The following is a 22,900-nucleotide window of genomic DNA, read 5'->3' as shown; positions in this document are numbered from 1 at the left end:
TCACTCACCTTGTATTTTGGTAACCCTGGTTACCGATTTTGTGCTCCCAATATCATAAGATAACTTTACAAAAGAAGCAAGAAAAACATTATAAAGGGGGTCGCTGGAAGTGATCAGAAAAATTGTCAGGATTGACCGGGAGAAATGCGACGGCTGCGGCCTTTGCGTAGAAGCCTGTCACGAAGGAGCCCTGCAGCTTATCAACGGCAAAGCGGAGCTTGTGTCTGAAAGCTACTGCGACGGCCTTGGCGCCTGCCTGCCGGAATGTCCGGCCGGAGCCATCACCATTGAGGAGCGCGAAGCCGATGCTTTTGATGAGGAGTCTGTTAAAAAGCACATGGCAGAACATCAAAAACCGGTGGCCGAAAAACTGGCCTGCGGCTGCCCTGGCGCCCAGGCCCGGGCCATCGAAAGGAAAGAGACAGCTGCGCCTGCGCAGGGATTTGCCCCGGCGGCATCACAACTGCGCCAGTGGCCCTGTCAGATTAAGCTGGCGCCTGTAAACGCTCCTTACTTTGATCATGCGCACCTGCTGGTGGCCGCCGACTGCACAGCCTACGCCTATGCCAATGTCCACAATGAATTCATGCGCAATAAAATCACCTTGATCGGCTGTCCGAAGCTTGATAATGTAGACTACGCCGAAAAGTTGACAGGCATATTGCAGGCGCACGAGATCAAAAGCTTCACCGTGCTTCGTATGGAAGTACCCTGCTGCGGCGGTATTGTCAACGCGGTAAAACAGGCCCTAACTAACAGCGGGAAAATGATACCGTGGCGCGTGGTTACTGTAACCACCGACGGGAGAATTGCGGAAGATTAGGCTAAACCCTATTAAATACCAGTGAATACCAAAGGAGGGATTTGATCATGTTTTGTTTTCAATGTGAGCAAACAGCGGGCGGTAAAGGCTGCACTAAAGTAGGCGTGTGCGGCAAGCAGCCGGAGGTGGCCGACAAGCAGGACCAGCTGACCTGCGCCCTGGTCGGGCTGGCCCGGGCCGCTCAGGGGAAGACCCCGGACGAGGCGACCGGCGGGCTGGTGATGAAGGCGCTATTCGCCACACTCACCAATGTTAATTTCGACGCTGTGCGAATTGACGAGTTCAAAAGCCAGGTCGAGGCCGCCAAAGCAAAGCTGGGCGGGGCGGCCGACCTGGACTGGGAGACCCTCTGGCAGGGAGACCAGGACGTGGTGTCCCTTCGCTCCACCCTGCTGCTCGGGCTGCGCGGTATGGCGGCATACGCCAGGCACGCCTGGCTGCTGGGCAAAAAGGACGATGAAGTCACTGCCTGGCTCTACAAAGGTTTGCGCGCTGTCGGCGAAGACCATTCTGTTGAGGAGTGGCTGGGCCTGCTGATGGAGTTTGGTCAAGTCAACCTCAAGTGCCTGGCCCTGCTGGATGAGGCCAACACTTCAGCTTACGGCCACCCTGTTCCGGTGAAGGTCCCAACTTCCGTTGAAAAAGGGCCGTTCATCGTAATTACAGGCCACGACCTGTATGACTTGAAACAACTGCTTGAGCAAACCGAGGGCAAGGGCATTAATATCTACACCCACGGGGAAATGCTGCCCGCCCACGGCTATCCGGAACTGAAGAAATACCCGCACCTGAAAGGCAATTTCGGCACGGCCTGGCAGAACCAGCAAAAAGAATTCGACGGCATACCGGCGCCTGTTCTCTATACAACCAACTGCCTGATGCCGCCCAGGGCTTCTTACGCGGACCGACTTTTCACCACTGACGCCGTCGGCTATCCCGGCCTTATACACATCAGCGGGGAAAACGGAACCAAGGATTTCACCCCTGTCATCAACAAAGCCCTCGAACTCGGCGGCTGGCAGGAGGACAGGACATTTACAGGCATTAACGGCGGCACTGAGCTTATGACCGGGTTCGCCCGCAATACTGTGCTTGGAGTTGCCGAAAAGGTTATCGAAGCAGTCAATGCCGGCGCCATCAAACACTTTTTCCTGGTCGGCGGCTGCGACGGCGCCAAGATGGGCAGAAACTACTACACCGATTTTGTCAAAAAGACACCTAAAGACACTGTCGTCCTTACTTTGGCCTGCGGCAAATACCGCTTTAACGACCTCAACACCGGTGAAATCGGCGGCCTGCCGCGCATCATGGACATGGGCCAGTGCAATGACGCCTATTCCGCCGTCCAGGTGGCGGTGGCCCTGGCCGGCGCCTTCAACTGCGGGGTCAACAACCTGCCCCTGACGCTGGTCATCTCCTGGTACGAGCAGAAAGCGGTGGCTATCCTGCTGACGCTGCTGTCGCTGGGCATCAAAAATATTTACCTTGGCCCAACCCTGCCGGCGTTTATCTCACCGAACGTGCTCAACGCGCTGGTCGAGCAATTCAACATCAAGCCAATCAGCACACCTGACGCGGACCTGAAGGCCATCCTTGGTTAATAAAAGCAATTTACAACCGGAGCCGGAGAAAACTTCTCCGGCTCCCGGTTGTTTATAAAGCCATAGGTTCGATTGCAATCGAACAAGGCGCGCTGGCGCCGAATTTATTTTCGATAAAATGCAGCATTGTGCGAATAAATTCGCACCCACAATTATAAGCTCCTCCACCCCGTTTTTCAACTCTTCAATCGGTTTAAAAACGCGCTTTTCCAACCTGATTAAAAACAAAACCTGAACAATTTCCTTCGCGACGAGGAGAGCAGCGATAATGAACACAAAAGTTTTCATACCTGTGAGTTTAAACAACAAATAGATGATCAGCGCGTTCAACAATAAAGCGAAGGGGCGAAAATACCTCATAGATCTGTGCATGCGGTGAAATTCCCGGCGGTACATCCGGTGCTGCTCAAATCTGTCACAGATGTGTTTATATTCTTCATGACTTTTGTGGTGGCATCTTAGTTCGTGAAAAATTTTCTTGAATTTATCACGCTTATCCATATAGCAATCATCCTTGCCGCGTTTCAATCCTTTTTCTTTCCAGTACTGCCTTGGTTTTTTCTATTCTTCCCAGTATAATGGTTATCCTTTCATGATTTTTTTTTATTATAACCCAAGTGCTGCTGGCGCTGTTTTCAATTCATTAATAACACGTGCGCGTCTTTCCCTCACAGGTCATAAACGCCAGCTTATCGAGCTTTTCCTTGAACCCGCAGCGCCTGCCCGCATGGCAATCATCCACTGGAGCGTGGCTAAAATGGTGGCCGCGGTGATGGTGAGAAATCATGTGCCGCAGGATATCATGCCGCCTGTCAGCGTGTGCTTCTGCGCATGCAAATTCAGTACTGCTTTCATGCTTGACTTTCTTCCCCTCGCAATCAACCTCCAGGGAAATCTTTGCCTTTGTTTTGCCTTCTCCCAGGTTTTTCTCGAAATCATTGCTCAGTCCGAAGATTTTAACTCCGTCCCTTTTTGCCTCCACGTTAAGATTTCCGCTGCAAGACTCTTTCTCTTTAATAGCCGCGACCACATCATACAAAACCTTGATCTTGCTCATTAAAAACAACCTCCTTGTTTGTAGTGAGGTCATTTTAAAAGAAATTTTTAAACTGCTTTTAAAGATATTATAAAAAATTTATTAAATTTTTTATAATATCTTCAGGGGTGTTAAATTTTCCTGACAGCAATATCGAATAAAACTTTAACCAGGTAGATAAGCAACATTACATTCAGCAGCGAGGTGATTACCAGCGCAGGGCCGTAAGTCACCGCATTCATGCCGCTGGTTTTAAAGAGTACAAAATGGGTGTTGAGATAGACGGTCGTGCTGAACCCGGCGGATAAAACCAGCAGCCTTTTATCCTTAAGATAAATGAAAGCTAAAATCGACAGGGCGACAGCCGGGAAAAGGTATCTCTCGTGCATCCTGGTGGATAAATTAAATACCCCTGTAATCAGCAGCAGGCCCGCGGCTGAGGCAAAGACTCTGCTGTTTCCCTTAATGTAGATAAACCATGCCAGCAAGGTGGTCAGGACAATGAAAATCATCCCCCAGCTGTGATAGCTGAATAAAAACTGGGCAGTGGCGTCCCTGACATAATTTTTTCCGAGCAAACCAAAAAGGTTAAAAGCGTTTACAGCGGCATAGGGGTACTCGGCTGTGGTTTTGGCAAAAAGATTGTAAATCCACAGCGCACCTTTGCTGTAGGCAAATGGCAGTATAATGACCACGGCGGTACATAAAGCCCATACTGCCGCTTTAAGAAAGTTTTTAAAGCTTTTCTGCCTGACCAGCTCAAAGAAAAGCACCGGAAGAAAGATAATACCCTGGGGTTTCATCAATACCGCGGCTGTAAACATGACTGCGGAAAGCCCAATTCTATTTTCCGACAACAGGTAAACCGCCGTCACAATTATCATGGTGAAGAACGAGTCCACCTGCCCCCAGAATGTCGAATTAATAAAAACAGCCGGGTTGAAAACATAAAAAGCTGCTAACAGAACGCTGGTTTCCAGGCTCAGGTATTTCCCGGCCAGCCTGTAAATCAGGTATGACGTGACAATATCAGCCGCCATTGACGGCAGTTTCAATAGTATCGTGTAATATGGACTCACCGCGGGGAGGGCGGCGATCTTGCCGATTAAATATAAAATATAGATATATAATGGCGGGTAGTCGCTCGTCCGGGAACCGGCGTAAAATTGCATCAGGTTATTGGCCGCGGCGGAAGCCCAGCCCTTAAAGATATTGATATCATTATGCCCGTCCATCAGTGTGGCGGCGGCAACCCGTAAAAGCAGCCCGGCGACAAGCAGGGTCAGCATCAATATTTTCACATGGCCGGGCTCAATTTTTAATTTTTTACGGTTTAGAAGCCAGTAAGCCGCCACAAATACAAATAAGAACCCTGCAGAGCAGCCCAGCAGATACGGGGCATATTTAGCCGCCGCACTGTTTATTCCCCCAAACCCGCGCCCGCCGGCGGGCCCCGCCTGCTGACCAGCATCTTGGCCGGGCAGCTGACCGCCTGGTTGGCTAGCCGCGTCAGGCTGCCGGTTTCTTTGCCGCTGGGCCGGGTCCGCAGCCTGGCCGCCCGGTGTTTGATTGGCATTATCCACCTGTCTTCTCGCGCCCTGTGCCTGTTCCGGCAGCTCACCCGGGCGGTTTCTTTCACCTTGCAGGGTACCGCGGGGCGCGTCCAAGTTTTGGGACTGGGCGGTACTGCCATGATAATTCGCAATGGCATAAACACATAAAGCTGCCGCGGCTAAAATTATTAACACCAAGCATATAGTAACTGCATGTTTCTTAAAAACCGCCATTTCGCGCTCCTTTCAAACGTCCCGCAGTCCCCGCCGCGTGTTTATCTTACGGGCTTGGCCCTCTGCCTTTTTAAGGCCTTTACTGTGAGCACCATCCCGGTTACTGTCATGATAATCAAGCCAAGCGCCGCCATATCCAGTAAAATTGACACATCAGCGCCGCCGATCCTGCCGGCGTGCAGGTTTTTCACAAATGCCGTGATACTGCTTCCCTGGCCGTTAGGGTTAAACTGCTTGCCTGCTTGCACCCCCTCCGCTGGCGCTCCCCCTTTTGCGGCGGCACCGCCCGGGGCCTGCCCTTCAAGCATTACCCGCTGTTCCGCCGCCGGCTTGCCGGCGCCCATAAGCCAGGGTTCCACCATCAAAAGACCTGTGACGGCCTCTATGAGTATCAATAAAGAAGTAAACAAACCAATCCACAAGTGAAGATTGCGAATTTTTTTCATGATCTCCTCCTGGTAACTATATTAGTAATAACCATCTATTATCCAAGCACATCATTCACCTCCTCCAAACTTTCATTGTTTTAACTGCCTGTATGCCTGCTGAGTTGTTTTTCTTCATCCCCAAGCAGCACGGCAGCATTTCTTTGGGCTGGGACTTGGTGGCCGGCAAAAACCTCGTGCCCAGCCCCGCCGCGGGAATGACCGCTTTTTTTATTTTCATTAAACTTCACCCCTGGCTCTCTGGTTTTCGGCGAATACCCAAAGCCTGCTGCCCATATAGTTCACAAAAACGCTTACGCCCGTGGCCAATATCTTGCTGGGCCAAAGACTCAGATGATTCACATCATGCAGGATAAACAGCAGGCCGGCTGACATCAGCAGGGAAAGCACGTTTACGGTGACAAAGCCGGCAAATTCCGGCAGGCTGCTTTTGCGCGCCACCCTGAATGTCCACACCCGGTTGAAAAAGTAACTGTTCACCACACCGGCTCCGTAAGCCAGCACCTGGGCCGGCAGGTACGGCACCCCGCCCATGGTCAGGATAAAAAACATGGTGAAGTCGACTGCCGTGTTGCCCAGCCCCACAGCACAGAAACGCAGAATCTGTATGATACTGTGCTTATTACCGGACACTCCAGATCACCCCTTTGGACCTGGCCTGCTCCTCCCCGGTCCTGCCGCGGAGAATGTATAAAGGACGGTTTTTTGTTTCGTCGTATATTCTGCCGATATACTCTCCGACGATCCCCAGGATGATCAGGGTTACGCCGTTAAGCAGCACCAGACAGGCCATAAGCGGCGACCCGGCAGCTGTATTGGCGGTGAACAATCTCTGCCCCAGTGAGATGGCCAGGTAGACAAAACTTGCCAGTGTGACCGCAAAACCCAGATAAGTGGACAATTTTAAAGGTTTATAGGTAGGTTTCATTTATGACCGCCTCTTCGTTATAGACCGGAATGACTATGGAGTACCGGATTTTTCTTTTCATCACTTCTCATCCCCGTTAATTTTTTGGCTGAGCGACACAATGAATTCAATGAAAATGGTTACACGTTGACTTTATATAATGTCCTGTCGTTGCCCCCGCCCATCGGGCCACCCTGAGGGCTTCCCTGCGGGCCGCCCTGGACAGAAGAGCTGTCCTGCCACTCTTCTTTGGGGACCTCTGTGCTGTTGGCGCGAATCCAGTCCGTCACCTCGCTGGAGCCGCCCCTATCGCCGCCCCCGCCGCCGGAGCCGATCAGGAAAAACTTCACTTTCTTTTCCGCCACCAGCCTTTCCAGTTTCTCCACCGTCAGGATCTGGTCGGAACCGTTAAACCCGCCCATGGGCATGACAGCCTCACCGGTTTGTATGATATATGATTCGGCCGTGCCGGTGTCGCTGGTGGCAAACAGGTAAGTCTCCCCGGTATTATTACTTTTTACATATTGATACAGCTTGGTATCAACAACGGAGCTAATGCCGCCGCCTCTGCCCTGTCTCTGGCCGCCGGGGCCCATCTGGCCCGGCCCGGCCGCCGGCAGCTGGCTGTTGTCGCCGTACAAAATAGGCGTTGCCGACCAGTACAACGGCGCGGCGAGCAATACCAGCATGCCCGCTGCTGCCGCCGCCGCAACCAGTTTCTGTTTTCTAGCGGCCAGGTACAACACCAGCGCCAGCCCAACTCCCGCAGCCCCGATGCCGGCGGACCAGCCGGTGCCGATCGTCCTCTGGTAGGGATACAGTATATAGAGTTGGAATGCCGTGGCGGCAAGAACAGCTGAAGGCAGCAGCCACATTTTCCAGTCTTCCCTGCCGCGATACTGGTTCCAAAGCTCAACCCAGCCCGCTCCTGCCAGCGCGGCGATCGGGGGGGCGAGCATAATCAGGTAGTATTGATGGAAGAAGCCTGCCACGCTGAAAAACGCCATACCCGGGAGCAGCCAGGCCAGCCAGAAGAGAGTCTCATTTTGTTTGGCGGTGAGAGGCTGTCTCCTGCGCATCCCCGCCAGCAAACCAACACAGGCGAAGGCTGCAAAGGGCAGCAGCCAGCTGATCTGGCCGGAAAGTTCCGACTGGAACAGGCGCAGCGGGCCGGCGTTGCCGGTGTTGAACATACCGCCGCCCCGGGCTCCCTGGGGTCCGTCCCCGCCGGGGTTGGGCATCTGACCCTGCCTTCCTTCAGCCCGCGGGTCGTAGCCGCCCGCCATATTGTAGCCGGCCGGCGGCTGGCCGGGCATATTACTTCCGCCCTGCGGCGCCTGCTGCTCGTTGGGTATGTTATTGTTTCCATCAGGCGGCATCTGCTGCTGGTTGGACGTGTTATTGGTACCTTCCTGCGGCATTTGCTGCTGTGCTCTATTTCTCTCATCCTGCTGGGTCTGTTGAGCCTGTTCCCGCTCCGTGCGGGAAGCCTCATTCTGTTGATTTTGCCGCGCATCCGGCGCTGCGCCCGGGCCGCCGTCTCCCCTGCCCATGCCTTTCAGGCGGGCTATGCCGTTGTAGCCGAAAGCCAGCTCCAGTACTGAGTTGGTCTGACTGCCCCCGATGTAGGGCCGGTTTTCCTCCGGAACCAAATCGACCGCGACCGCCCAGGAAACGCTGACCCCAACCAGAACAACCGTTGCCGCGGCAAGGACGGCCAGTTTCTTTTTCCATTCACCTTTGAAAGCCAGCAGGTAGAACAGGTAAAAAGCCGGCACTACCATGTAAGCCTGCAGCATTTTCATATTAAAGCCCACACCGATTACGGCAAAGGCGCCGAGAACCCACCATGCCTTCCTGCTGCTGATCCCCCGCAGCAGCAGGAAGGTGGCCAGCAGGAGCGTAAATACCAGTAAGCTGTCAATATTGTTGGTCCGGCTCACCGCGACAGCGACCGGGGTGCAGGCCATAACCAGGCTCGCCAGGCGGGCCGCTGTCCTGCCGAAAGTGGGCTTGACCAGGACATACATCAGCAGCACGGAACCAACGCCGGCCAGAGCCTGCGGGAGGATTACGCTCCACCCGTGCACGCCGAAGACATAGGCGAAGGCTGTCTGGACCCAGAAGGTAACCGGTGGTTTATCCACCGTAACGTATCCGCCCGGATCCAAAGACGCGTAGAAAAAAGCATGCCAGTTCTGCAGCATACTGGTTACGGCTGTAGTATAGTAAGCGTTGGCGTACAGGTTATTCCAGATGTTGTAGATATTCAAAAAAGCGGCCAGTAAGGCATTTCCCAGCAATATTAAATCGAAGCGTTGACCTTGTTTCGGTTCCACGGTCATGTTCCCCCCTCCATATGTCCTGTCAGAAAACAACCTGTGACTTCAGTTCTTTTTACTGGTATAAATAATACCCTGATTAACTGAATTAACCCTTAACCGCAACTGAACATTGATTGAATATTGGCTGAAAGCTCACTGAAAATGCGCCGGTGAGCAAAAACGGCATTCATATCACAGTGTAAACTGTGGAATAAATGCCGCCATCCTTAACATAACAGACAAAAACAATGAACTTTTCCTTTTTTACTGCATCAGTTGTACTGATTTGACAGACTGTTCACCGTTCGAGAGCTTTTCACCGAACGTTTCATGAATTATTTTTCAAAGCGAAGAGCTTCAATGGGGTCCAGGCCAGCCGCTTTTTTAGCGGGGTAATAGCCGAAGAAAACGCCGATGACCGCGGAAAAGCCCGCTGACAATAGAATCGAATACATAGTTATATAGGTGTTCCACCCGGCAAATTTCGAAATTAATTTGGCGCCCACCACTCCGGTGAGAATGCCCAGGACGCCTCCCGCCAGGCAAAGCACCAGGGACTCCACCAGGAACTGGTTGAGGATGTTGCTTTCGGTTGCCCCTACCGCCATGCGCAGGCCAATCTCCCTGGTCCTCTCCGTGACGGAAACCAGCATGATATTCATGATCCCGATGCCGCCCACCAGCAGGGATACGGCAGCCACGCTGGCCAGGAGCATGGTCATGGTGCCGGTGGCTGTTTCCATCGCCTCCAGCACTGAAGTCAGGTTGCGCACATTAAAGTCATCTTCTTCCGTATCGCTGATACGGTGCCGCTGCCGCAGAAGTTCTTCCACATTGCTTTGGACGTAGGACATGCTGTTCTCGCTCGCAGCCTGGACGTTGATGGTCCGGACATATTTTGAGCCGACCATCCTCAGCTGCACCGTGGTTATCGGCACGTAGATTATATCGTCCTGGTCCTGCCCCATCATGGCTGCGCCTTTGGAGTTCAGCACCCCGACAACTTTGAAGGTCAGTTTATTTATGGTGATGCTTTGGCCCACCGGGTCGGTCCCGGACGAAAAAAGGTTCTCCGCGACTGTGCTGCCTATGACGGCCACCATGCTTACGTTGGTCACGTCTTCATCGCTGAAATACGAGCCTGAACTGAGCGTCCATTGTTTAATTTCCTGCATTTCCGGCGTGGTGCCGTCCACAGTGGAGGTCCAGGTCTGGTTTCCATACTGCACGTTGCCGCTGGTGCTCAGCTCCGGCACCGAGTTGGCCACCTGGTCCAGTTCGCCTATAGCCTCGGCGTCATCCAGGGTTAGGCTGTTGACACTGCCGGAAGCGCCCCGCATGGGCCCCCCGCTGGACCCGGAGTAAATCATGAGCAGGTTCGAGCCCATGCTGGAAATCTGGTCGGAAATCCTCTTGCTGGCGCCCTGCCCCACCGAAATCATGATGATCACGGCGGCGACACCGATGATAATGCCGAGCATGGTCAGGGAAGACCTCATTTTATTCGCTTTAATTCCGTTCAGCGCCACTTCATAATTGTTTGTAAAGTTCAACTCGCCGCCCCCCTTTCTTCCGCCAATAGCGACAGGTCCCGGGCAGCGTCCCTGCGGTTCAGCACAGGTTCGTCGCCGATGATGCGGCCGTCTTTTAAATTGATCAGGCGGCGGCAGTAAAGGGCGATGTCTTTTTCGTGAGTAACCATCACTACAGTAATGCCTTTTTCGATATTCAGCCTCTGAATTACTGAAATTATCTCAATGCTTGTTTTCGAATCAAGAGCGCCTGTAGGTTCGTCCGCCAGGATCAGGGAAGGATTGTTCACCAGTGCCCGGGCGATGGCCACCCTTTGCTGCTGGCCGCCCGACATTTGACTGGGATAATGCCTGGTATAACTCGCCAGGCCCACCCAGGCCAAAGCTTCTTTGGCCCTGTCCTCCATCTCTTTTTTCCCTGTGCCCGCATAGACCAGCGGCAGTTGAACATTAGCCAGCACGGACACTCTTCCCAGCAAATTAAAACCCTGAAATACGAAGCCAAGCCTTTTATTGCGGATTGCCGCCAGCTGATCTTTATCTAAATCAGAAACATTCTCGCCGTCCAGGTAATAGGTCCCCCCGGTCGGCCTGTCTAAACAGCCGATCAGGTTGAGCAGGGTGCTTTTGCCCGAACCGGAAGAACCCATGATGGCAACCATTTCGCCTTCCTGTATGTTTAAGCTGACACCCTTTAAGGCGAAGATTTGAGTTTCTCCCATATCGTATGTTTTCTTGATGTCTTCCATCAAGATTGCTGCTTTCCCGGACATATCACACCATCCTAAGTTATTTTTGCGTCAGAGTAAGGCGGATTTAAAGCCAAGCTTATCGCGGCGGCCCTCCTCCCATCAAAGGTGAACCGCCTGAGCTTTTATTGTTGCTGCTGCTGCTCTTACTGCTGCTTGAACTTGAGCCCGTGCCCGTATTACTGGCAGTCCCGCCAACGCCGATTACCACCGTCTCACCTTCATTAAGCCCTTCCTTAACTTCGTAGCTGCTTGAGTCAGAAAGCCCCAGCACCACTTTTCTGGTTGTCATATTGCCCGATTTATCCATGACAATGACATTGGCGCCGCCGCCGGGGCCGTTATTACCCGCGCCCGCCTGTTTGGCGGCATAGGTGACGGCGCCCTTGGGAACGGTAAGGACATTTTCGGCCTTTTCAACGATTATGGTTATGGTGGCGGGCATACCGGCCTTCAGGCCGGTCTGGTTTTCATCCAGTTGAATAACTGTGTCATATACCTGCACGTTTGACACCGTGGTTGCCACGGGAGAGATGCTGCTGACCTTGCCGGTAAAGGTTTTGTTCGGGAATGAGTTGACCGTCAGCTGAGCGGTCTGGCCGATGGCCAAATTGCCGATGTCAGCCTCGTTAACCTGGGCTTCCACCTGCAGCGCTTCAGAAATAAGCGTTATAAACCCGCTGCCGCTGCTGGTGCTGTTGTTGTTGGCGGTGGCCCGCTGTCCTTCACCCCCGTTGATCGCGCTTACGATACCGTTCATCGGGCTGGTCATCTTGGCCCCCTCCAGGCTCTTCACCTTCATCTTGAGCTGGGCGCTGCTGCTTTCCACAGAGGCTTCCGCCGCGGCTATATCCGCCGCCGTGGCGCCATTCAGGGTCGTCTGCAGCGAGGCCTTGGCCTGCCTCAGGTTGCTCTCAGCGCTGATATAACTGTTGTTGTACGAATCCAGGTCGGCCTTGGAAATAACGCCCGCGTCAAAGAGCTGTTGGTACCTCTCCAGGTTGGCTTTGGCCTGGTCATATGCCGACTGGGCGGTGTTGACACTGGCCTCGGCTTTAATTATTTCTTCCTCGGTCGCGCCGTCCAGCAGGTCGTTCAGCTTGGCGTTGGCGCTTTTCAGGCTGGCCGAGCTCTGGGTCACCTCCGCCTGCAGGTCGTCCTCCTCCTGTTCAGCCAGGAGCTGCCCGGCGGTCACGTGGTCGCCGACCTTGACGTATATCTTCTTGATGATTTCCGCGTTTTCATAGCTTAAGGAAACGGTGCTTACCGGCTCTATGGTGCCGGTCGCCGGAATGGTATTGGCGACTGTACCTTTTTTAACGGTGCTGGTTATGTAATTACTCGCTGTTTTTTTAGATCCCCATAAAAAGTTGTAGCCGGCAACCCCTGCTATAACAATTACAACTGCCAGTAAAAGTATTTTTTTTCTTTTCGCGGGAAGCTTATTAAGTTTTGTTAAGACTGGGCTCAATATCTTGCGCATGACTGATTCCCCTCGGTGTATTTGCTGATTCTCATTATCTGATGACATTAATCCGGTCTTATTAACCTTTTCCTCCTTTCAACCACGTCACTCTTAAAAATATTACCTCTTTTACCTGAATTGTCCCTTAACGAAAACTGAACATAAGCTGAAAAAGCAGCGGCATGGACACAGTAAAAACCAATAATAAAAGGCGTCCAGCGCGGGCAAAAACGCGCGTGAACGCCGTCAAGGCAATCTGTTATTTAAAACATCCGGTTATTCGGGCAGCCATATATAAAAGGTACAACCCTCTCCCTCTTTGCTTTCCACGCTGATAGTCCCTCCATGGGAATTAACAATGGCTTTGGTAATGGCCAGACCCAAACCGGCGCCGCCGTATTTGCGGGTCCGGGAGGAATCGCTGCGGTAAAAGCGGTCAAAGACATGCGGCAGGTGGTTTTCACTGATGCCGGGCCCATTGTCTTGTACGGACAGCTGCACACCACTATCCTTTTTAACCAGCGCTATTTTGATATAACCCTTTTCCGGGTCTGTATGCTGCACCGCGTTATGAAACAGATTCAAAACCACCTGTTTTATTTTATCGGAATCAAATTTGCATTTCAGGTCCGGTTCAATCAACATGCTTAGCTCCCTGCCGCCGGCCAGGATGCGCAGCTGCGGCTCCATGTCCCGCAGCACGGTGTCCAGCATGCCCTCTGTAAGCTCGATGCGGGGGGTGCGGTCCAGTTTGGTCAGGAGCAGCAGGTCGTGCACCAGTTTAGTAAGCCGTACTGATTCGCTGTGCATGCTTTTTAAAGCCTTGTGCAGCTGTTCGGGCTGATTGGCCGCGCCGCGCAGCAGCACCTCCAAAAAACCGCGGATAGAGGTTAACGGCGTGCGCAGTTCGTGTGAGGCGTCCGATATGAAGCGGCGCATCTGTTCCTTGGTCTCCCTCTCCGCTTCAAAAGAGGCTTCCAGCCTTTCCAGCATCCCGTTAAAAGATTCCGCCAGACGGTCTATTTCCACCTGACCCTGCCGGGTCGGAAAGCGCCTGGCCAAATTACCCGCATCGATTTGTCCGGCGGTATCCACCATGTTGGATAAGGGGTCCAGCGTCCTTTTAAGGATAGGTAAAAAGCCGAGTAAGCCAATCAGCATGGCCATAAGGGAAAGGACTAAAAAGATGAGCAATTGCCGGAAAAGCACTTCTTTAAGCGGGCTGGTCAACGTGCTTATCTGCAAGAGGCCGAGAAGCTGCCCGTGATCAAAAACCGGCTGCAACACTACTAATTGTTCTAATCCTCCGGAGTCAACAATTCTGTAGTTTATTCTCGGCTTGGACCGCGGCTCCGCTCCAGGTTTTTTTCCCAGCACATCCAGGTACTCCTGCGCATCCAGTCTGGGAGGATTTATGCCGCCATGCCCGCTGGACAGCACGGAATAGTTGCCCTGCAGGTCTATAAACACCAGCTCGGCCTCAGGAATAAATAAACGCGCCTGGCGCATATCATCCGCACCTGTGCCGGAACGCTGCCAGGCGGCGGGAGAAATGGACGCGATCTGGCTCTGCATGCTGTTAGCTTTATTTCTATAAATAAAATCCCGCATAAAAACATACTGAAACAGGCCGATGAGCGCAAGCAGAACAGCCAGGATCAGCAGCGAGCGGGACAGCAGTTGGATCCTGAGTGAATTGGGGGCGAAAAAGGATTTGAACCTTTGGGCTATCTTCCGGTTCATGGCAGGTCAACCCGGTATCCCGCTCCGCGCAGGGTCCTGATCAGCTGGTGGTCCTTATCGTTTAACTTGTCGCGCAGGGAGCGGATATACACCTCGACGATGTTGTCCTCCCCCCCGAAATCGTAGCCCCAGACCTTATCCAGGATCATTGTCTTGCTTAAAACCAGCCCGTGGTTGAGAACTAAAAATTTAAGCAGCTCGTATTCTGTGGGAGACAGTTCCAGCACCCGGTCATTAAGCTTGATTTCTTTGCGGCGGTCGTCGATAAGAAACGGCCCGATTACCACTTCCCCGAACAGGTTGGGAAATTGATTGCGGATCCTGGCATAAATCCTCGCCAGCAGTTCCTCGAAACTGAACGGCTTGACCATGTAATCATCAGCGCCGAGTGTAAGGCCCTTGACCCGGTCATCCACCTCGTCCTTGGCTGTCAGCATGATTACCGCCACATTCTCCGATTTTTTGATCATCCGGCATACTTCAAAGCCGTCCATGCCGGGCATCATCACATCGAGAATAACCACATGCGGCTGGAATTGCTTGATCATGGTGACAGCCGCCATGCCGTCCTGGGCCGTCTGCACGTCAAACCCCTCGTTCCGCAGGCCCAGTTCCAAAAACTCCAGTATGTTCGGCTCATCGTCCACCAGCAGTATTTTGATGCCCTTTAACTGTTTCATTCCTGAACAACCACCTTCCAGTTGTCTTGTTAATATTATCCCGTTTATAACTGAAATCCTACTGAGTGAGAACTGAAAATTTGTTGAATAACAGCTTATTTAAAAAATTTAATGCCAGGATTAGAATAATTATTCCATAATTGTGCAGGAATTTACATATGCATGGCGAATATTTTCACTAAATCACTAAAAGGGGTGGCCTTATGTCAGGTCTGGAAATACTTACAGAGATTGAAAGGCTGCGGCGGGTCATGGGCATATTATCTGAATACGGCTGCAGCCCGGATGATTTGTTGGCAATAAGTCGAGATCTTGACCAACTGATTGTTCTGTATCACAAGACCGCCATGTAAGGCGGTCTGTGCTTAATGAACTGGGCTGCTGAGGTCAGGAATGGCTATTATATTCAAACCAACCCCGAATTTTAATACAGCTGCACTAATGAATACCAAAGGTAAGAAAAAACAACCAAGGGGATCTCCTGAAATACCGGCCATTGCAGCACTCCATTAGAGGGAGAACCAATAGTTGTACCATAAACCGGACGCACCGTATAATAATAAATTACCCCTTTTTCAACGTTACGATCAGTAAATGTTGTCGTAGTCAACCAGAAGTCATGAGCCGGTGTCCCCGAAGCAGACCCTGGTTGGGTTGAGCGGTAGACATAATAACCGCTAAGCCCACTGGTCTCGGGGGCCGGAGTCCAACTTAGATTAATACATTCAGTCCCGGGTGTAGCCTGCAGGGTTATAGTGCTGGCCTCATCCGCCATAGCCGGTAAAGCCATCGCCAACGTCAGCATTAAAGCCAGCAGGATAGATACAAACCGCTTGTTCAATAGATTACCTCTTATCAGTTTACTTATTTTAAATGTAGCATCCATATATCCGGTTGGCTTTTAAATATTGCAAAACTATTTTCTCTTATTGCTAAATATAAATAGGGACGGCTCACACAACTGCCGTCCCTGCCTGCAAATTTTTTTATAGCCTGCTGTATTCGGACGGAGACACCCCCACCTTTCTTTTAAACAGCGTAGCAAAGTGGCTGACATTATTAAATCCACACAAGAAACAAACCTCAGTAACCGTATATTTTTTACTTCTTAACAATTCCTTGGCCCTTTCTATTTTTATATCCAATAAATAAGCATAAGGTGTTTTGCCGGTCTGATTTTTAAACAACCGTATGAAATGATAGGGGCTCATGTTGGCAATGCGGGCTACGTCCTGTAAGGAGTAGTGGGACCGGTAGCTGTCATGTAAATATTCAATAGTCCGTTCAATATTGGGCTTAGCGCTTAATACCTTTTTTTCAGCCATGTATGAACAACTGTTTTTAACCTGCCGTAAAAGAGTTATGGTTAGTTGAGTAACGAGCGCATCCAAGATAAAGCAGCTGCCCGCCTGCTTATTCTTGCATTCTTCCATAAACCAGCGGAGTAATAAATTAACCTCTTTGCCAACCCGGATAAAATCATTGGAGAAAGTTACTTGCGGTTTACCATACATCGAACCCGCCAGGCTTTTAATCAAGTCAGCATCAATATGCCAACCAAAGCAACGGCAGTTTTTGTAATATCCGGCTGAGCCGTGAGTCTGTTCGGCATTTATAGGTATTACTTTACAAAACTCCGCTGGAAAAATATCTTCTTCCAACTTAATAACCGCTAAAGAGGATATGGGCATGAAAAATTCATAACTGGCATGTTCATGTGAATCCAGAGGGAAATCCACACCCTCTTGTCTGGTATCCATTACTGCCATGGAAGAATTATAATATACATGTACGGTTTTTTCCTGGTCAGATATGGAAAAAGGAAAAGGCACCGCACCCAGAATTTTTGTTAATTGTTGTTCCATCATAAGCCAACATCCCTGAATTAATTCGTTTTACATATTATATTATACTATTTGGGGTGATACCAGCATAGCTTAAAAAACCGGACGCAAGTAAGCGTTTAACTCACATTTGACAACCCGAATCTGAGAAGTTGCATAGATACCGAACTTTTAGGCACAAAGAAGATGTTTGTCAACACTTTACCATTTACTGGATGTTGGCCACTGAGCATTAACTGGCTGCATGTGTAAAGGCGGCCTAATCCTCAGGACCTTGAAAACTGAAAACGCGTCTCCCTGCAACTCAGTACGCGTAAGGTATTTCCTACCCTTCGAAGCTTTTAAAGCCTGCAACTGGTCGTTGGGGTCGGGCTTGACTTTTTGATTTATATATTCTTTATAACTTGTAACAAGTACTCCTTTCCGGCAGCAGCCGCCGACTTAACCGTCGGCTGCCATCCACAAATCCGCCCAAAAATCAACAAGGGCTTCTCGCCATCAAACGTGAGAGGCCCTTGTTTCTTATCATTTCTGGCGGAGAGAAAGGGATTCGAACCCTTGAGACCGCTCATCACAGCCTACTCGATTTCGAGTCGAGCGCCTTCGACCAGCTCGGCCATCTCTCCGGCTGTTTTCTTTTCCCTTAATTCCCGGAAAAACCGCTGCAGCAGGCTGCGGCTTTCCTCTTCCAGTACGCCGGCCACAACCTCAACCTGGTGGTTAAAGCGCGGCTGCCTGACCACGTCAATCACTGAATCAACCGCCCCGGCTTTCGGGTCGGCGGCGCCGTAAACCAGCGTTTTTACCCTGAACTGCACCAGCGCCCCGGCACACATCGGGCACGGCTCCAGGGTAGAGTAAACTATAGTCCCGCTGAGCCGCCAGTCCCCCAGGCGACCCGCTGCCTCCCGCAGGGCCAGCATTTCGGCGTGGGCGGAGCTGTCCTTCATAATTTCTCTCAAATTATGCCCCCGCCCGATAATTTCGTCTCCCAGCGCCACAACTGCGCCAACGGGTACTTCCCCCAGGCGGTAAGCTTTTTCAGCTTCCAGCAGGGCTTCACGCATGAATCCGGCGTGGTCCACAACGTATGCCCCTTTACTAAAAATGACACCGCAGACCGGCTAACCGGTTCCCGGCGCCTTATTAGCTTAGCACAACCCGTCAAACCGTGTCAAGCCTGGTGGAGTGAATAAGAGCAGGCATAAAATTAATTTAAAGGGCAACACTTTTTGTAAATCAGAAAAAATAAATATTGGAGGCAACGCCATGCAAAAAAAAGAAAAGCCTGACCAAGAACCTTCCTTTGCCCCGGGAGATGATGCCAAACTGGAACTTAGCGCCAGTAAAAAAGATAAGCAAAAAGGAAACTTCACCCGCGTCACAGCTTTATCATTTGATGAAGTCGACCCCAGCTGAAAATTTTTGCAAGGAGGTGCTGCTGAATTGTACCTGGCGCTGCCCTTTTTCACATCGGACTGGCGCAGTAACCCGGCTTTGGATCAGAATATAGGCATGCTTCTGACCATTGTAATCTTATTGGCAGTCTCTTCAATCCTGTACCTTTATTTTAGAAGCAGCCGGATGCGCAGCAAGTAATTAACGCAGCCCCTATGGATCAATTTTCCTTTTGGTGCTAAACTTAAGATATATTAATAAATCCAACCTGCGGGAAGGCCAAGCACATGAAAAGATTTTGGGGAATGAAGGAACCGGTAAACACCTTAACCCACTTCGTCACTCTGCTCGCGTCCATTGGCGGCCTGGTTTTTCTGGTTATTAAGACCAGGTACAACACCCCCAAGCTTATAACCATGACTGTTTACGGGGTCAGCATTATTCTGCTGTACGGGGCGAGTTCGGTTTACCACTGGGTAAAAACAACGCCGCGTAAAAGTTTAATCCTGAAAAAGCTGGACCATATCGCCATCTACCTGCTGATCGCAGGTTCTTACACTCCCGTGTTTTATTACGGGCTGACGGGAACGTGGCGGTGGGCCATGCTCAGCTCGGTTTGGGCACTGGCTTTTACCGGCATTCTGATGAAGATTTGGTTTATTCAGGTCCCACGCTATATTTCCACTGTCTTTTATCTGACCTTGGGCTGGATAGCCCTGGTGCCTTTTATACACCTGATCGGCAACTTGCCTGCCGGGGCAGTCTACCTGATGTTCATAGGCGGAGTGGCTTATTCTGTTGGAGCTGTGATTTACGCCACCAAATGCTTCAACCTGTTTCCCAACCGTTTTGGTTTCCACGAAATATTTCACCTGTTTGTCATGGCTGGAAGCATCATTCATTTCATCATGATGGTCCGCTATTTTGTCCCGCTTTAAAACAGCCCGGTATATTAAAAAAGGCTGCGCTAATCGCAGTCTTTTTTGTTTATCTGGAAGGAATTCCCAGATGGGCGGCGAACCTTTATATTTATTGCAAAAAGAGGAGGTATGTTTTTGTGGGAAACATGGTACCGCTAAATATACCGGTCGAAAAAAAAGCAGTGCATGACCCAGCGGGAGAAGCGCTCGTATCAAACGCGAACACGGCGCCGGAAGAGGTTTCTTTAAAAGCTGTGGTGCCGACCATAGACATTTATGCCGCCAGTGTCTTTTTGAAAATATCACAGAAAATGTTTGAAGATACCCTTGACAGCCGTATCTCCCTTTTAGAAAAGAAATTAGAAGAGAGAGACCGGGAAATAACGCGGGCCATGCGGAGGATTCAGGCAAGAATGCTTTTGCAGCAGCATAAAGTCCACATCCCCTGGTGGCAGAAGCTTTTTAAGAAAAAAAAGTGATTCTTTGTTGGATTTGAACAACAGCTAATCGTTTTCACCCAGCAGGGCTTTAGCATTGATTTCATCCGCCCTGCCATTAAGCTGCCGCAGGCCGGCGCCTGGATGAGTATCTTCTTTGGGCAGGGACTGTTTCTTTGTCTTTTTATAGTCATAAGGGTTTTCTGTTAAAGGATTATCGGGTATTTTTTTAGGCTCGAATTCTTTTTTCAATTTACACACCTTCTTTTTTAGTTCATTCCGCTCAATAACTTTTTTATTTTAACCAGCTCAGACAAATTTATTTATCCCTGCAAATAACGACAGGTCAAATATGCCAGCGTTGGCAGGTTTGCCGGCAGAAAAGGGATAAATCAAAAAAATATTTCCTGTGAGGTATGATATTTGGGTTATTCAACTTACGTTTATTTATGGTAATATATCCAAGAGGAGGAGATATTCATGCCGGATAATAATGAACTGGTAAGCATGCTCCGCACTGTCATCCAGGAGGAAATGAACACGGTCAGGCAAGAAGTCCGGACCATCGTCCAAGAAGAACTAAAACCCATTAATGAAAGGCTATCCACATTAGAAGCAGGCCAGCAGCAGGCCAACCAGGAATTACAGCAGGTGAATAAGCGTCTTGATAAGTTGGAGAAGGGCCAAAGAAAACTCCAGCAGGATGTGTCTACCATCAAGAAAGAGGTCCATGCTGTGTGGGACGATATATTAAGGCTGGATAACCGCCTCACTGTCCAGGAGAAAAAGACAGCGCTATAATAACCTCCCGGCCATAGCGCCGGGTTTTTTGTTCGTTCGCCGGGCGGACAATCAAATACGACAGCGATGTCGGATTTCATAAGATAACCACTTCACTCACACCAAACAGGGGTTCTATATGCGGTCTGGAAGGGCAGCCAAACACGCCAGGATTGATTCTAAGACACGTGAGGTAATTGATTGACCAAAGGTCTTACCGGATTATTTGCTGATCTTAAAAAGGCTTGTGGCGTGTCTACTCGAAAGCAAAGGGAGTGTAAATAATTCCGTGTAAAAAAGCCTCTTGGCCCATGTTTACCAGCCGATCCTTCCATTCCGCAATACTCTCAGCGGTCTTCTCCTGCTCCGGGGTTAGTTTCATCAGTTATCACACCCCCCTGAAATACCTTCGCGCATAACGCGCACGTCCATGCAACAAACCCGTCCGCGCCTTTCTCCAATAACGAAAGTTACCGGGGTTCCTTCTTCAAGGTCTTCGAAGCGGACCTTGACCAGTTCGCTGAGATGAAAGAAGCATTCTTTATGCCCCCCATCTACTGCTACAAAACCGAAGCCCCCCTTTCCTGGTGGATATACTCAGGCAGTTCAAAAAAGAACAGGCCAAAGCCCGCCTGAAATTAGCCAACATATCAACCACAATGGACCTATACGGCCACTACTTAAAGAGCGCCGACAAAGAGGCGGCTGACAGGCTTGAACAGGTTTACCAAAATATCACAAGGAAACAAAATGAGCAGGCGAATTAGCATGCTGTTTTTATTAAAAAATTAGTTCTTTAAAAACTTTGGCACACTTTTGGCACACTTTTATTATTTTACTGCTTCCCCCTAAAAACAAACAACCCCGCAAAACCTTGCGGGGCTTACTTTTTCTGGCGCGCCCGGAGGGACTCGAACCCCCGGCACGCGGTTTAGGAAACCGCTGCTCTATCCGCCTGAGCTACGGGCGCACATTAAATTGGGACATAGGAACATGATATAGTATAGCGGAGTGGAGAATCCTTTGTCAAGGATACCGGGGCAAATATAAAGAACCCTGCAAATAATTGCACGGTTCCCTTCCTGCTGCGAAGCACTCTGGTGGCTTCTAAAAAACTGATCCCAGGATACCTACCAAAGTTATTACAAGGATGGCGAGAATGAGCACACTAACCACTTAACAACCCCTCCGGAATATATTTATTGATTAGTGTACAGTGGAAAAATTAAAATTCCATTAAAATACAATTAAAATTGTTTAATTTTTTTCCAACAAAAACCCTTAAATTTCCCGGAATTTTTCAAAAAACATGTTTCAGTAATCCGCTAAAGTCTACGGCTTTTTTAAGATGAAATAAGTATTATCTGTTTGATCTAATTTCCCTTTTTACTGTCATAAACCTTACTACTTACACCCGATTGTTGTTCCGTGCCGTACACCGGTGATTTGGACCCGGTGTCAGGGGTGGGGGCGGGTGCTTGTGCAGGAGCGGGTGTTGCTGAGCTCGAACCATTCTGGCCGGTGGCGCCGGATCCTTTAGAGCTTGTTCCCGATGGGGGTGAAAAAACATTTCGCCCTGGGCTTCCAGAAGAATCAGAACCTCCCTGTTTTACAGGCTGGCTTTCATTTGCTGCCGGGCCGGTCTGGTCAGCCGGCTTGAGGGGGACAATGATTTCTTGCCCGTCGTAAACCTCGGCTGCAAGGTTTAAAGCATCTAAATCAGCTTCTTCGGCTGGACTGGCCAAAAAGACAACCTCCAACACTGTCGAACCGGGAGATGTATGGTAGGTGCCCGGCTGCAAAACAGCCCCTGAAACACGGACATTCAGTTTACCGTTTTTGCTCTCCTCTTTCAATTGGCCGGCAGCCTTTTCCTTGATCTGACCTAACCAGTATCCCCCGCCAATAAAAATAACAGCCATAATTAAAGATATGACTATTTGTTTTCTCCTCAAGAATTCTTTTCTTTTTAGTGTTCTTAGTTCTCTTTCCGGCCTGATCATAGTTTATAAATTCTCTACTCTAAATAAAACCCCTTTTTTCTGAAAAGAATAAGAGCTTTACTCAAAAAGTGTTTCTTTACGGCTGAGAAGACTTGGCAGATAGCTCCCGTATATAAAGAAGCCGCCAGGGGATAATAAAATCACACATTTTTTACAAAGACAGGAGGCTGTTTAAAATAAATTTGTATAACAATCTTGGCTTCATCATAGCTGTTGCATTTTTAGTGCTGGCTGTAGCGGTCATGCTTTTCTGGTATTATTTCAGCGGGTACAGGGTTTTTGGCGGCAGAATAAAAACAGGCAACGACTATAAAAAACCCGGGGACGAGTAACCCGGGTCTTTTATTATAGATTTAACCGGCTAACGGTTAATCGTTGGATAATTAGTCTGCAAGGATTTACAAACACAATATTGTGAGGCATAA

Annotated in this window: 28 protein-coding genes, 2 tRNA genes and 2 pseudogenes; 10 read left to right on the top strand and 22 right to left on the bottom strand. The window is 50.1% G+C overall.

Going from position 1 to position 22,900, the window contains the following annotated elements; translation table 11 throughout:
* Positions 1-109: 109 nt before the first annotated feature.
* Together Pmgp_RS00840 and hcp are read left to right on the top strand one after the other, a co-directional pair.
* Positions 110-823: an ATP-binding protein gene (locus Pmgp_RS00840; protein WP_134212061.1), complete on the top strand. Its 714-nt coding sequence runs from the start codon at positions 110-112 to the stop codon at positions 821-823.
* Between the two features lie 47 nt (positions 824-870).
* Positions 871-2,424, top strand: coding sequence for a hydroxylamine reductase (gene hcp, locus Pmgp_RS00835; RefSeq protein WP_134212060.1), 1,554 nt, complete (start codon positions 871-873; stop codon positions 2,422-2,424).
* Here hcp and Pmgp_RS00830 read toward each other — a convergent pair.
* From Pmgp_RS00830 to Pmgp_RS00770, 13 genes and pseudogenes are all read right to left on the bottom strand, one after another.
* Positions 2,335-2,925: a hypothetical protein gene (locus tag Pmgp_RS00830; protein ID WP_134212059.1), complete on the bottom strand. Its 591-nt coding sequence runs from the start codon at positions 2,923-2,925 to the stop codon at positions 2,335-2,337. The genes hcp and Pmgp_RS00830 overlap by 90 nt on opposite strands.
* A 142-nt stretch (positions 2,926-3,067) precedes the next feature.
* Positions 3,068-3,481 carry a hypothetical protein gene (locus Pmgp_RS00825; RefSeq protein WP_134212058.1) on the bottom strand — a complete coding sequence of 138 codons (414 nt, stop codon included), beginning with the start codon at positions 3,479-3,481 and terminating at the stop codon, positions 3,068-3,070.
* Between the two features lie 110 nt (positions 3,482-3,591).
* Positions 3,592-5,247, bottom strand: coding sequence for a glycosyltransferase 87 family protein (locus tag Pmgp_RS00820; RefSeq protein ID WP_134212057.1), 1,656 nt, complete (start codon positions 5,245-5,247; stop codon positions 3,592-3,594).
* 41 nt (positions 5,248-5,288) lie between these two features.
* Positions 5,289-5,693, bottom strand: a complete 405-nt coding sequence (locus tag Pmgp_RS00815; RefSeq protein ID WP_134212056.1) for a PepSY-associated TM helix domain-containing protein — start codon at positions 5,691-5,693, stop codon at positions 5,289-5,291.
* Positions 5,694-5,823: 130 nt separating this feature from the next.
* Positions 5,824-5,913: pseudogene (locus tag Pmgp_RS00810) on the bottom strand (UTP--glucose-1-phosphate uridylyltransferase); the annotation flags it as partial.
* Positions 5,913-6,326 carry a GtrA family protein gene (locus tag Pmgp_RS00805; protein ID WP_205077896.1) on the bottom strand — a complete coding sequence of 138 codons (414 nt, stop codon included), beginning with the start codon at positions 6,324-6,326 and terminating at the stop codon, positions 5,913-5,915. The gene Pmgp_RS00805 and the pseudogene Pmgp_RS00810, both read right to left, overlap by 1 nt.
* The gene (locus tag Pmgp_RS00800) at positions 6,316-6,621 is read right to left on the bottom strand and encodes a hypothetical protein (RefSeq protein ID WP_134212055.1); all 306 of its coding nucleotides are present in this window, start codon (positions 6,619-6,621) and stop codon (positions 6,316-6,318) included. Before Pmgp_RS00800 ends, Pmgp_RS00805 begins: the two co-directional genes overlap by 11 nt.
* A 119-nt stretch (positions 6,622-6,740) precedes the next feature.
* Positions 6,741-8,939 carry an ArnT family glycosyltransferase gene (locus Pmgp_RS00795; protein ID WP_427909996.1) on the bottom strand — a complete coding sequence of 733 codons (2,199 nt, stop codon included), beginning with the start codon at positions 8,937-8,939 and terminating at the stop codon, positions 6,741-6,743.
* A 320-nt stretch (positions 8,940-9,259) separates the two neighbouring features.
* Complete coding sequence (locus Pmgp_RS00790; RefSeq protein ID WP_134212053.1) at positions 9,260-10,477, bottom strand: ABC transporter permease; 1,218 nt, start codon at positions 10,475-10,477, stop codon at positions 9,260-9,262.
* Complete coding sequence (locus Pmgp_RS00785) at positions 10,474-11,229, bottom strand: ABC transporter ATP-binding protein (RefSeq protein ID WP_134212052.1); 756 nt, start codon at positions 11,227-11,229, stop codon at positions 10,474-10,476. The genes Pmgp_RS00790 and Pmgp_RS00785 overlap by 4 nt, the downstream gene beginning before the upstream one ends.
* 55 nt (positions 11,230-11,284) lie before the next feature.
* Positions 11,285-12,688, bottom strand: a complete 1,404-nt coding sequence (locus Pmgp_RS00780; RefSeq protein ID WP_134212051.1) for an efflux RND transporter periplasmic adaptor subunit — start codon at positions 12,686-12,688, stop codon at positions 11,285-11,287.
* Positions 12,689-12,946: 258 nt separating this feature from the next.
* Positions 12,947-14,413, bottom strand: coding sequence for a sensor histidine kinase (locus Pmgp_RS00775; RefSeq protein WP_134212050.1), 1,467 nt, complete (start codon positions 14,411-14,413; stop codon positions 12,947-12,949).
* Entirely contained in the window at positions 14,410-15,093 is a 684-nt protein-coding gene (locus tag Pmgp_RS00770; RefSeq protein WP_134212049.1) for a response regulator transcription factor, read from the bottom strand. Before Pmgp_RS00770 ends, Pmgp_RS00775 begins: the two co-directional genes overlap by 4 nt.
* A gap of 203 nt (positions 15,094-15,296) precedes the next feature.
* Here Pmgp_RS00770 and Pmgp_RS00765 point away from each other — a divergent pair, with 203 nt between their 5' ends.
* A complete protein-coding gene (locus Pmgp_RS00765; protein WP_134212048.1) occupies positions 15,297-15,446 on the top strand; it encodes an aspartyl-phosphate phosphatase Spo0E family protein in 150 nt (49 codons plus the stop codon).
* Between the two features lie 71 nt (positions 15,447-15,517).
* On the opposite strand, the gene Pmgp_RS00760 is transcribed toward Pmgp_RS00765, so the two are convergent.
* The 4 genes from Pmgp_RS00760 to tadA all read right to left on the bottom strand — a co-directional run bounded on the left by Pmgp_RS00760 (position 15,518) and on the right by tadA (position 18,022).
* The gene (locus Pmgp_RS00760; RefSeq protein WP_134212047.1) at positions 15,518-15,934 is read right to left on the bottom strand and encodes a fibronectin type III domain-containing protein; all 417 of its coding nucleotides are present in this window, start codon (positions 15,932-15,934) and stop codon (positions 15,518-15,520) included.
* 145 nt (positions 15,935-16,079) lie between these two features.
* Positions 16,080-16,961 (bottom strand): helix-turn-helix domain-containing protein, encoded by an 882-nt coding sequence (locus Pmgp_RS00755; RefSeq protein ID WP_134212046.1) that lies wholly within the window; start codon positions 16,959-16,961, stop codon positions 16,080-16,082.
* A 508-nt stretch (positions 16,962-17,469) separates the two neighbouring features.
* A tRNA-Ser gene (locus Pmgp_RS00750) sits at positions 17,470-17,563 on the bottom strand.
* Positions 17,516-18,022 carry a tRNA adenosine(34) deaminase TadA gene (gene tadA / locus Pmgp_RS00745; RefSeq protein ID WP_207670217.1) on the bottom strand — a complete coding sequence of 169 codons (507 nt, stop codon included), beginning with the start codon at positions 18,020-18,022 and terminating at the stop codon, positions 17,516-17,518. The genes Pmgp_RS00750 and tadA overlap by 48 nt, the downstream gene beginning before the upstream one ends.
* A 184-nt stretch (positions 18,023-18,206) precedes the next feature.
* Here tadA and Pmgp_RS19555 point away from each other — a divergent pair, with 184 nt between their 5' ends.
* The 4 genes from Pmgp_RS19555 to Pmgp_RS00735 all read left to right on the top strand — a co-directional run bounded on the left by Pmgp_RS19555 (position 18,207) and on the right by Pmgp_RS00735 (position 19,734).
* A complete protein-coding gene (locus tag Pmgp_RS19555) occupies positions 18,207-18,356 on the top strand; it encodes a hypothetical protein (RefSeq protein ID WP_192902710.1) in 150 nt (49 codons plus the stop codon).
* A gap of 27 nt (positions 18,357-18,383) precedes the next feature.
* Positions 18,384-18,536, top strand: a complete 153-nt coding sequence (locus Pmgp_RS19550; protein ID WP_192902709.1) for a hypothetical protein — start codon at positions 18,384-18,386, stop codon at positions 18,534-18,536.
* An 86-nt stretch (positions 18,537-18,622) separates the two neighbouring features.
* Positions 18,623-19,273 carry a PAQR family membrane homeostasis protein TrhA gene (gene trhA / locus Pmgp_RS00740; protein ID WP_134212045.1) on the top strand — a complete coding sequence of 217 codons (651 nt, stop codon included), beginning with the start codon at positions 18,623-18,625 and terminating at the stop codon, positions 19,271-19,273.
* A gap of 119 nt (positions 19,274-19,392) precedes the next feature.
* Positions 19,393-19,734, top strand: coding sequence for a hypothetical protein (locus Pmgp_RS00735; protein WP_134212044.1), 342 nt, complete (start codon positions 19,393-19,395; stop codon positions 19,732-19,734).
* 24 nt (positions 19,735-19,758) lie between these two features.
* On the opposite strand, the gene Pmgp_RS00730 is transcribed toward Pmgp_RS00735, so the two are convergent.
* Positions 19,759-19,944, bottom strand: coding sequence for a hypothetical protein (locus Pmgp_RS00730; protein WP_134212043.1), 186 nt, complete (start codon positions 19,942-19,944; stop codon positions 19,759-19,761).
* Positions 19,945-20,172: 228 nt separating this feature from the next.
* On the opposite strand from Pmgp_RS00730, the gene Pmgp_RS00725 reads away from it, so the two are divergent.
* The gene (locus tag Pmgp_RS00725; RefSeq protein WP_134212042.1) at positions 20,173-20,493 is read left to right on the top strand and encodes a hypothetical protein; all 321 of its coding nucleotides are present in this window, start codon (positions 20,173-20,175) and stop codon (positions 20,491-20,493) included.
* 235 nt (positions 20,494-20,728) lie between these two features.
* Here Pmgp_RS00725 and Pmgp_RS20475 read toward each other — a convergent pair whose 3' ends face one another.
* Both Pmgp_RS20475 and Pmgp_RS20750 read right to left on the bottom strand, forming a co-directional pair.
* Positions 20,729-20,854 carry a hypothetical protein gene (locus Pmgp_RS20475; RefSeq protein WP_282432850.1) on the bottom strand — a complete coding sequence of 42 codons (126 nt, stop codon included), beginning with the start codon at positions 20,852-20,854 and terminating at the stop codon, positions 20,729-20,731.
* Positions 20,854-21,039 (bottom strand): annotated as a pseudogene (locus tag Pmgp_RS20750) (cold-shock protein); the annotation flags it as partial. The gene Pmgp_RS20475 and the pseudogene Pmgp_RS20750, both read right to left, overlap by 1 nt.
* Positions 21,040-21,059: 20 nt before the next feature.
* On the opposite strand from Pmgp_RS20750, the gene Pmgp_RS00715 reads away from it, so the two are divergent.
* The gene (locus Pmgp_RS00715) at positions 21,060-21,239 is read left to right on the top strand and encodes a hypothetical protein (RefSeq protein WP_134212041.1); all 180 of its coding nucleotides are present in this window, start codon (positions 21,060-21,062) and stop codon (positions 21,237-21,239) included.
* Between the two features lie 126 nt (positions 21,240-21,365).
* On the opposite strand, the gene Pmgp_RS00710 is transcribed toward Pmgp_RS00715, so the two are convergent.
* Positions 21,366-21,442: transfer RNA gene (locus Pmgp_RS00710), tRNA-Arg, on the bottom strand.
* A gap of 403 nt (positions 21,443-21,845) precedes the next feature.
* Positions 21,846-22,475, bottom strand: a complete 630-nt coding sequence (locus Pmgp_RS00705; RefSeq protein WP_134212040.1) for an SLBB domain-containing protein — start codon at positions 22,473-22,475, stop codon at positions 21,846-21,848.
* 182 nt (positions 22,476-22,657) lie between these two features.
* On the opposite strand from Pmgp_RS00705, the gene Pmgp_RS19545 reads away from it, so the two are divergent.
* The gene (locus tag Pmgp_RS19545) at positions 22,658-22,807 is read left to right on the top strand and encodes a hypothetical protein (protein WP_192902708.1); all 150 of its coding nucleotides are present in this window, start codon (positions 22,658-22,660) and stop codon (positions 22,805-22,807) included.
* Positions 22,808-22,900 lie beyond the last annotated feature (93 nt).

The sequence above is a fragment of the Pelotomaculum propionicicum genome (genome assembly GCF_004369225.1).
Taxonomy (GTDB): Bacteria; Bacillota; Desulfotomaculia; order Desulfotomaculales; family Pelotomaculaceae; genus Pelotomaculum_B; species Pelotomaculum_B propionicicum.
The sequence above is the reverse complement of the archived record's forward strand: the minus strand, read 5'-3'. Positions and strand labels throughout refer to the sequence as shown.

Coding starts and splice junctions, on each gene's coding strand:
- Pmgp_RS00825 (WP_134212058.1), bottom strand. CDS start 3,481: ATGAGCAAGATCAAGGTTTTGTATGATGTGGTCGCGGCTATTAAAGAG.
- Pmgp_RS00800 (WP_134212055.1), bottom strand. CDS start 6,621: ATGAAACCTACCTATAAACCTTTAAAATTGTCCACTTATCTGGGTTTT.
- Pmgp_RS00755 (WP_134212046.1), bottom strand. CDS start 16,961: ATGATGGAACAACAATTAACAAAAATTCTGGGTGCGGTGCCTTTTCCT.
- Pmgp_RS00705 (WP_134212040.1), bottom strand. CDS start 22,475: ATGATCAGGCCGGAAAGAGAACTAAGAACACTAAAAAGAAAAGAATTC.
- Pmgp_RS00830 (WP_134212059.1), bottom strand. CDS start 2,925: ATGGATAAGCGTGATAAATTCAAGAAAATTTTTCACGAACTAAGATGC.
- Pmgp_RS00725 (WP_134212042.1), top strand. CDS start 20,173: ATGCCGGATAATAATGAACTGGTAAGCATGCTCCGCACTGTCATCCAG.
- Pmgp_RS00770 (WP_134212049.1), bottom strand. CDS start 15,093: ATGAAACAGTTAAAGGGCATCAAAATACTGCTGGTGGACGATGAGCCG.
- Pmgp_RS00775 (WP_134212050.1), bottom strand. CDS start 14,413: ATGAACCGGAAGATAGCCCAAAGGTTCAAATCCTTTTTCGCCCCCAAT.
- trhA (WP_134212045.1), top strand. CDS start 18,623: ATGAAAAGATTTTGGGGAATGAAGGAACCGGTAAACACCTTAACCCAC.
- Pmgp_RS00765 (WP_134212048.1), top strand. CDS start 15,297: ATGTCAGGTCTGGAAATACTTACAGAGATTGAAAGGCTGCGGCGGGTC.
- Pmgp_RS19555 (WP_192902710.1), top strand. CDS start 18,207: ATGCAAAAAAAAGAAAAGCCTGACCAAGAACCTTCCTTTGCCCCGGGA.
- Pmgp_RS00815 (WP_134212056.1), bottom strand. CDS start 5,693: ATGAAAAAAATTCGCAATCTTCACTTGTGGATTGGTTTGTTTACTTCT.
- Pmgp_RS00785 (WP_134212052.1), bottom strand. CDS start 11,229: ATGTCCGGGAAAGCAGCAATCTTGATGGAAGACATCAAGAAAACATAC.
- hcp (WP_134212060.1), top strand. CDS start 871: ATGTTTTGTTTTCAATGTGAGCAAACAGCGGGCGGTAAAGGCTGCACT.
- Pmgp_RS00780 (WP_134212051.1), bottom strand. CDS start 12,688: ATGCGCAAGATATTGAGCCCAGTCTTAACAAAACTTAATAAGCTTCCC.
- Pmgp_RS00820 (WP_134212057.1), bottom strand. CDS start 5,247: ATGGCGGTTTTTAAGAAACATGCAGTTACTATATGCTTGGTGTTAATA.
- Pmgp_RS20475 (WP_282432850.1), bottom strand. CDS start 20,854: ATGAAACTAACCCCGGAGCAGGAGAAGACCGCTGAGAGTATTGCGGAA.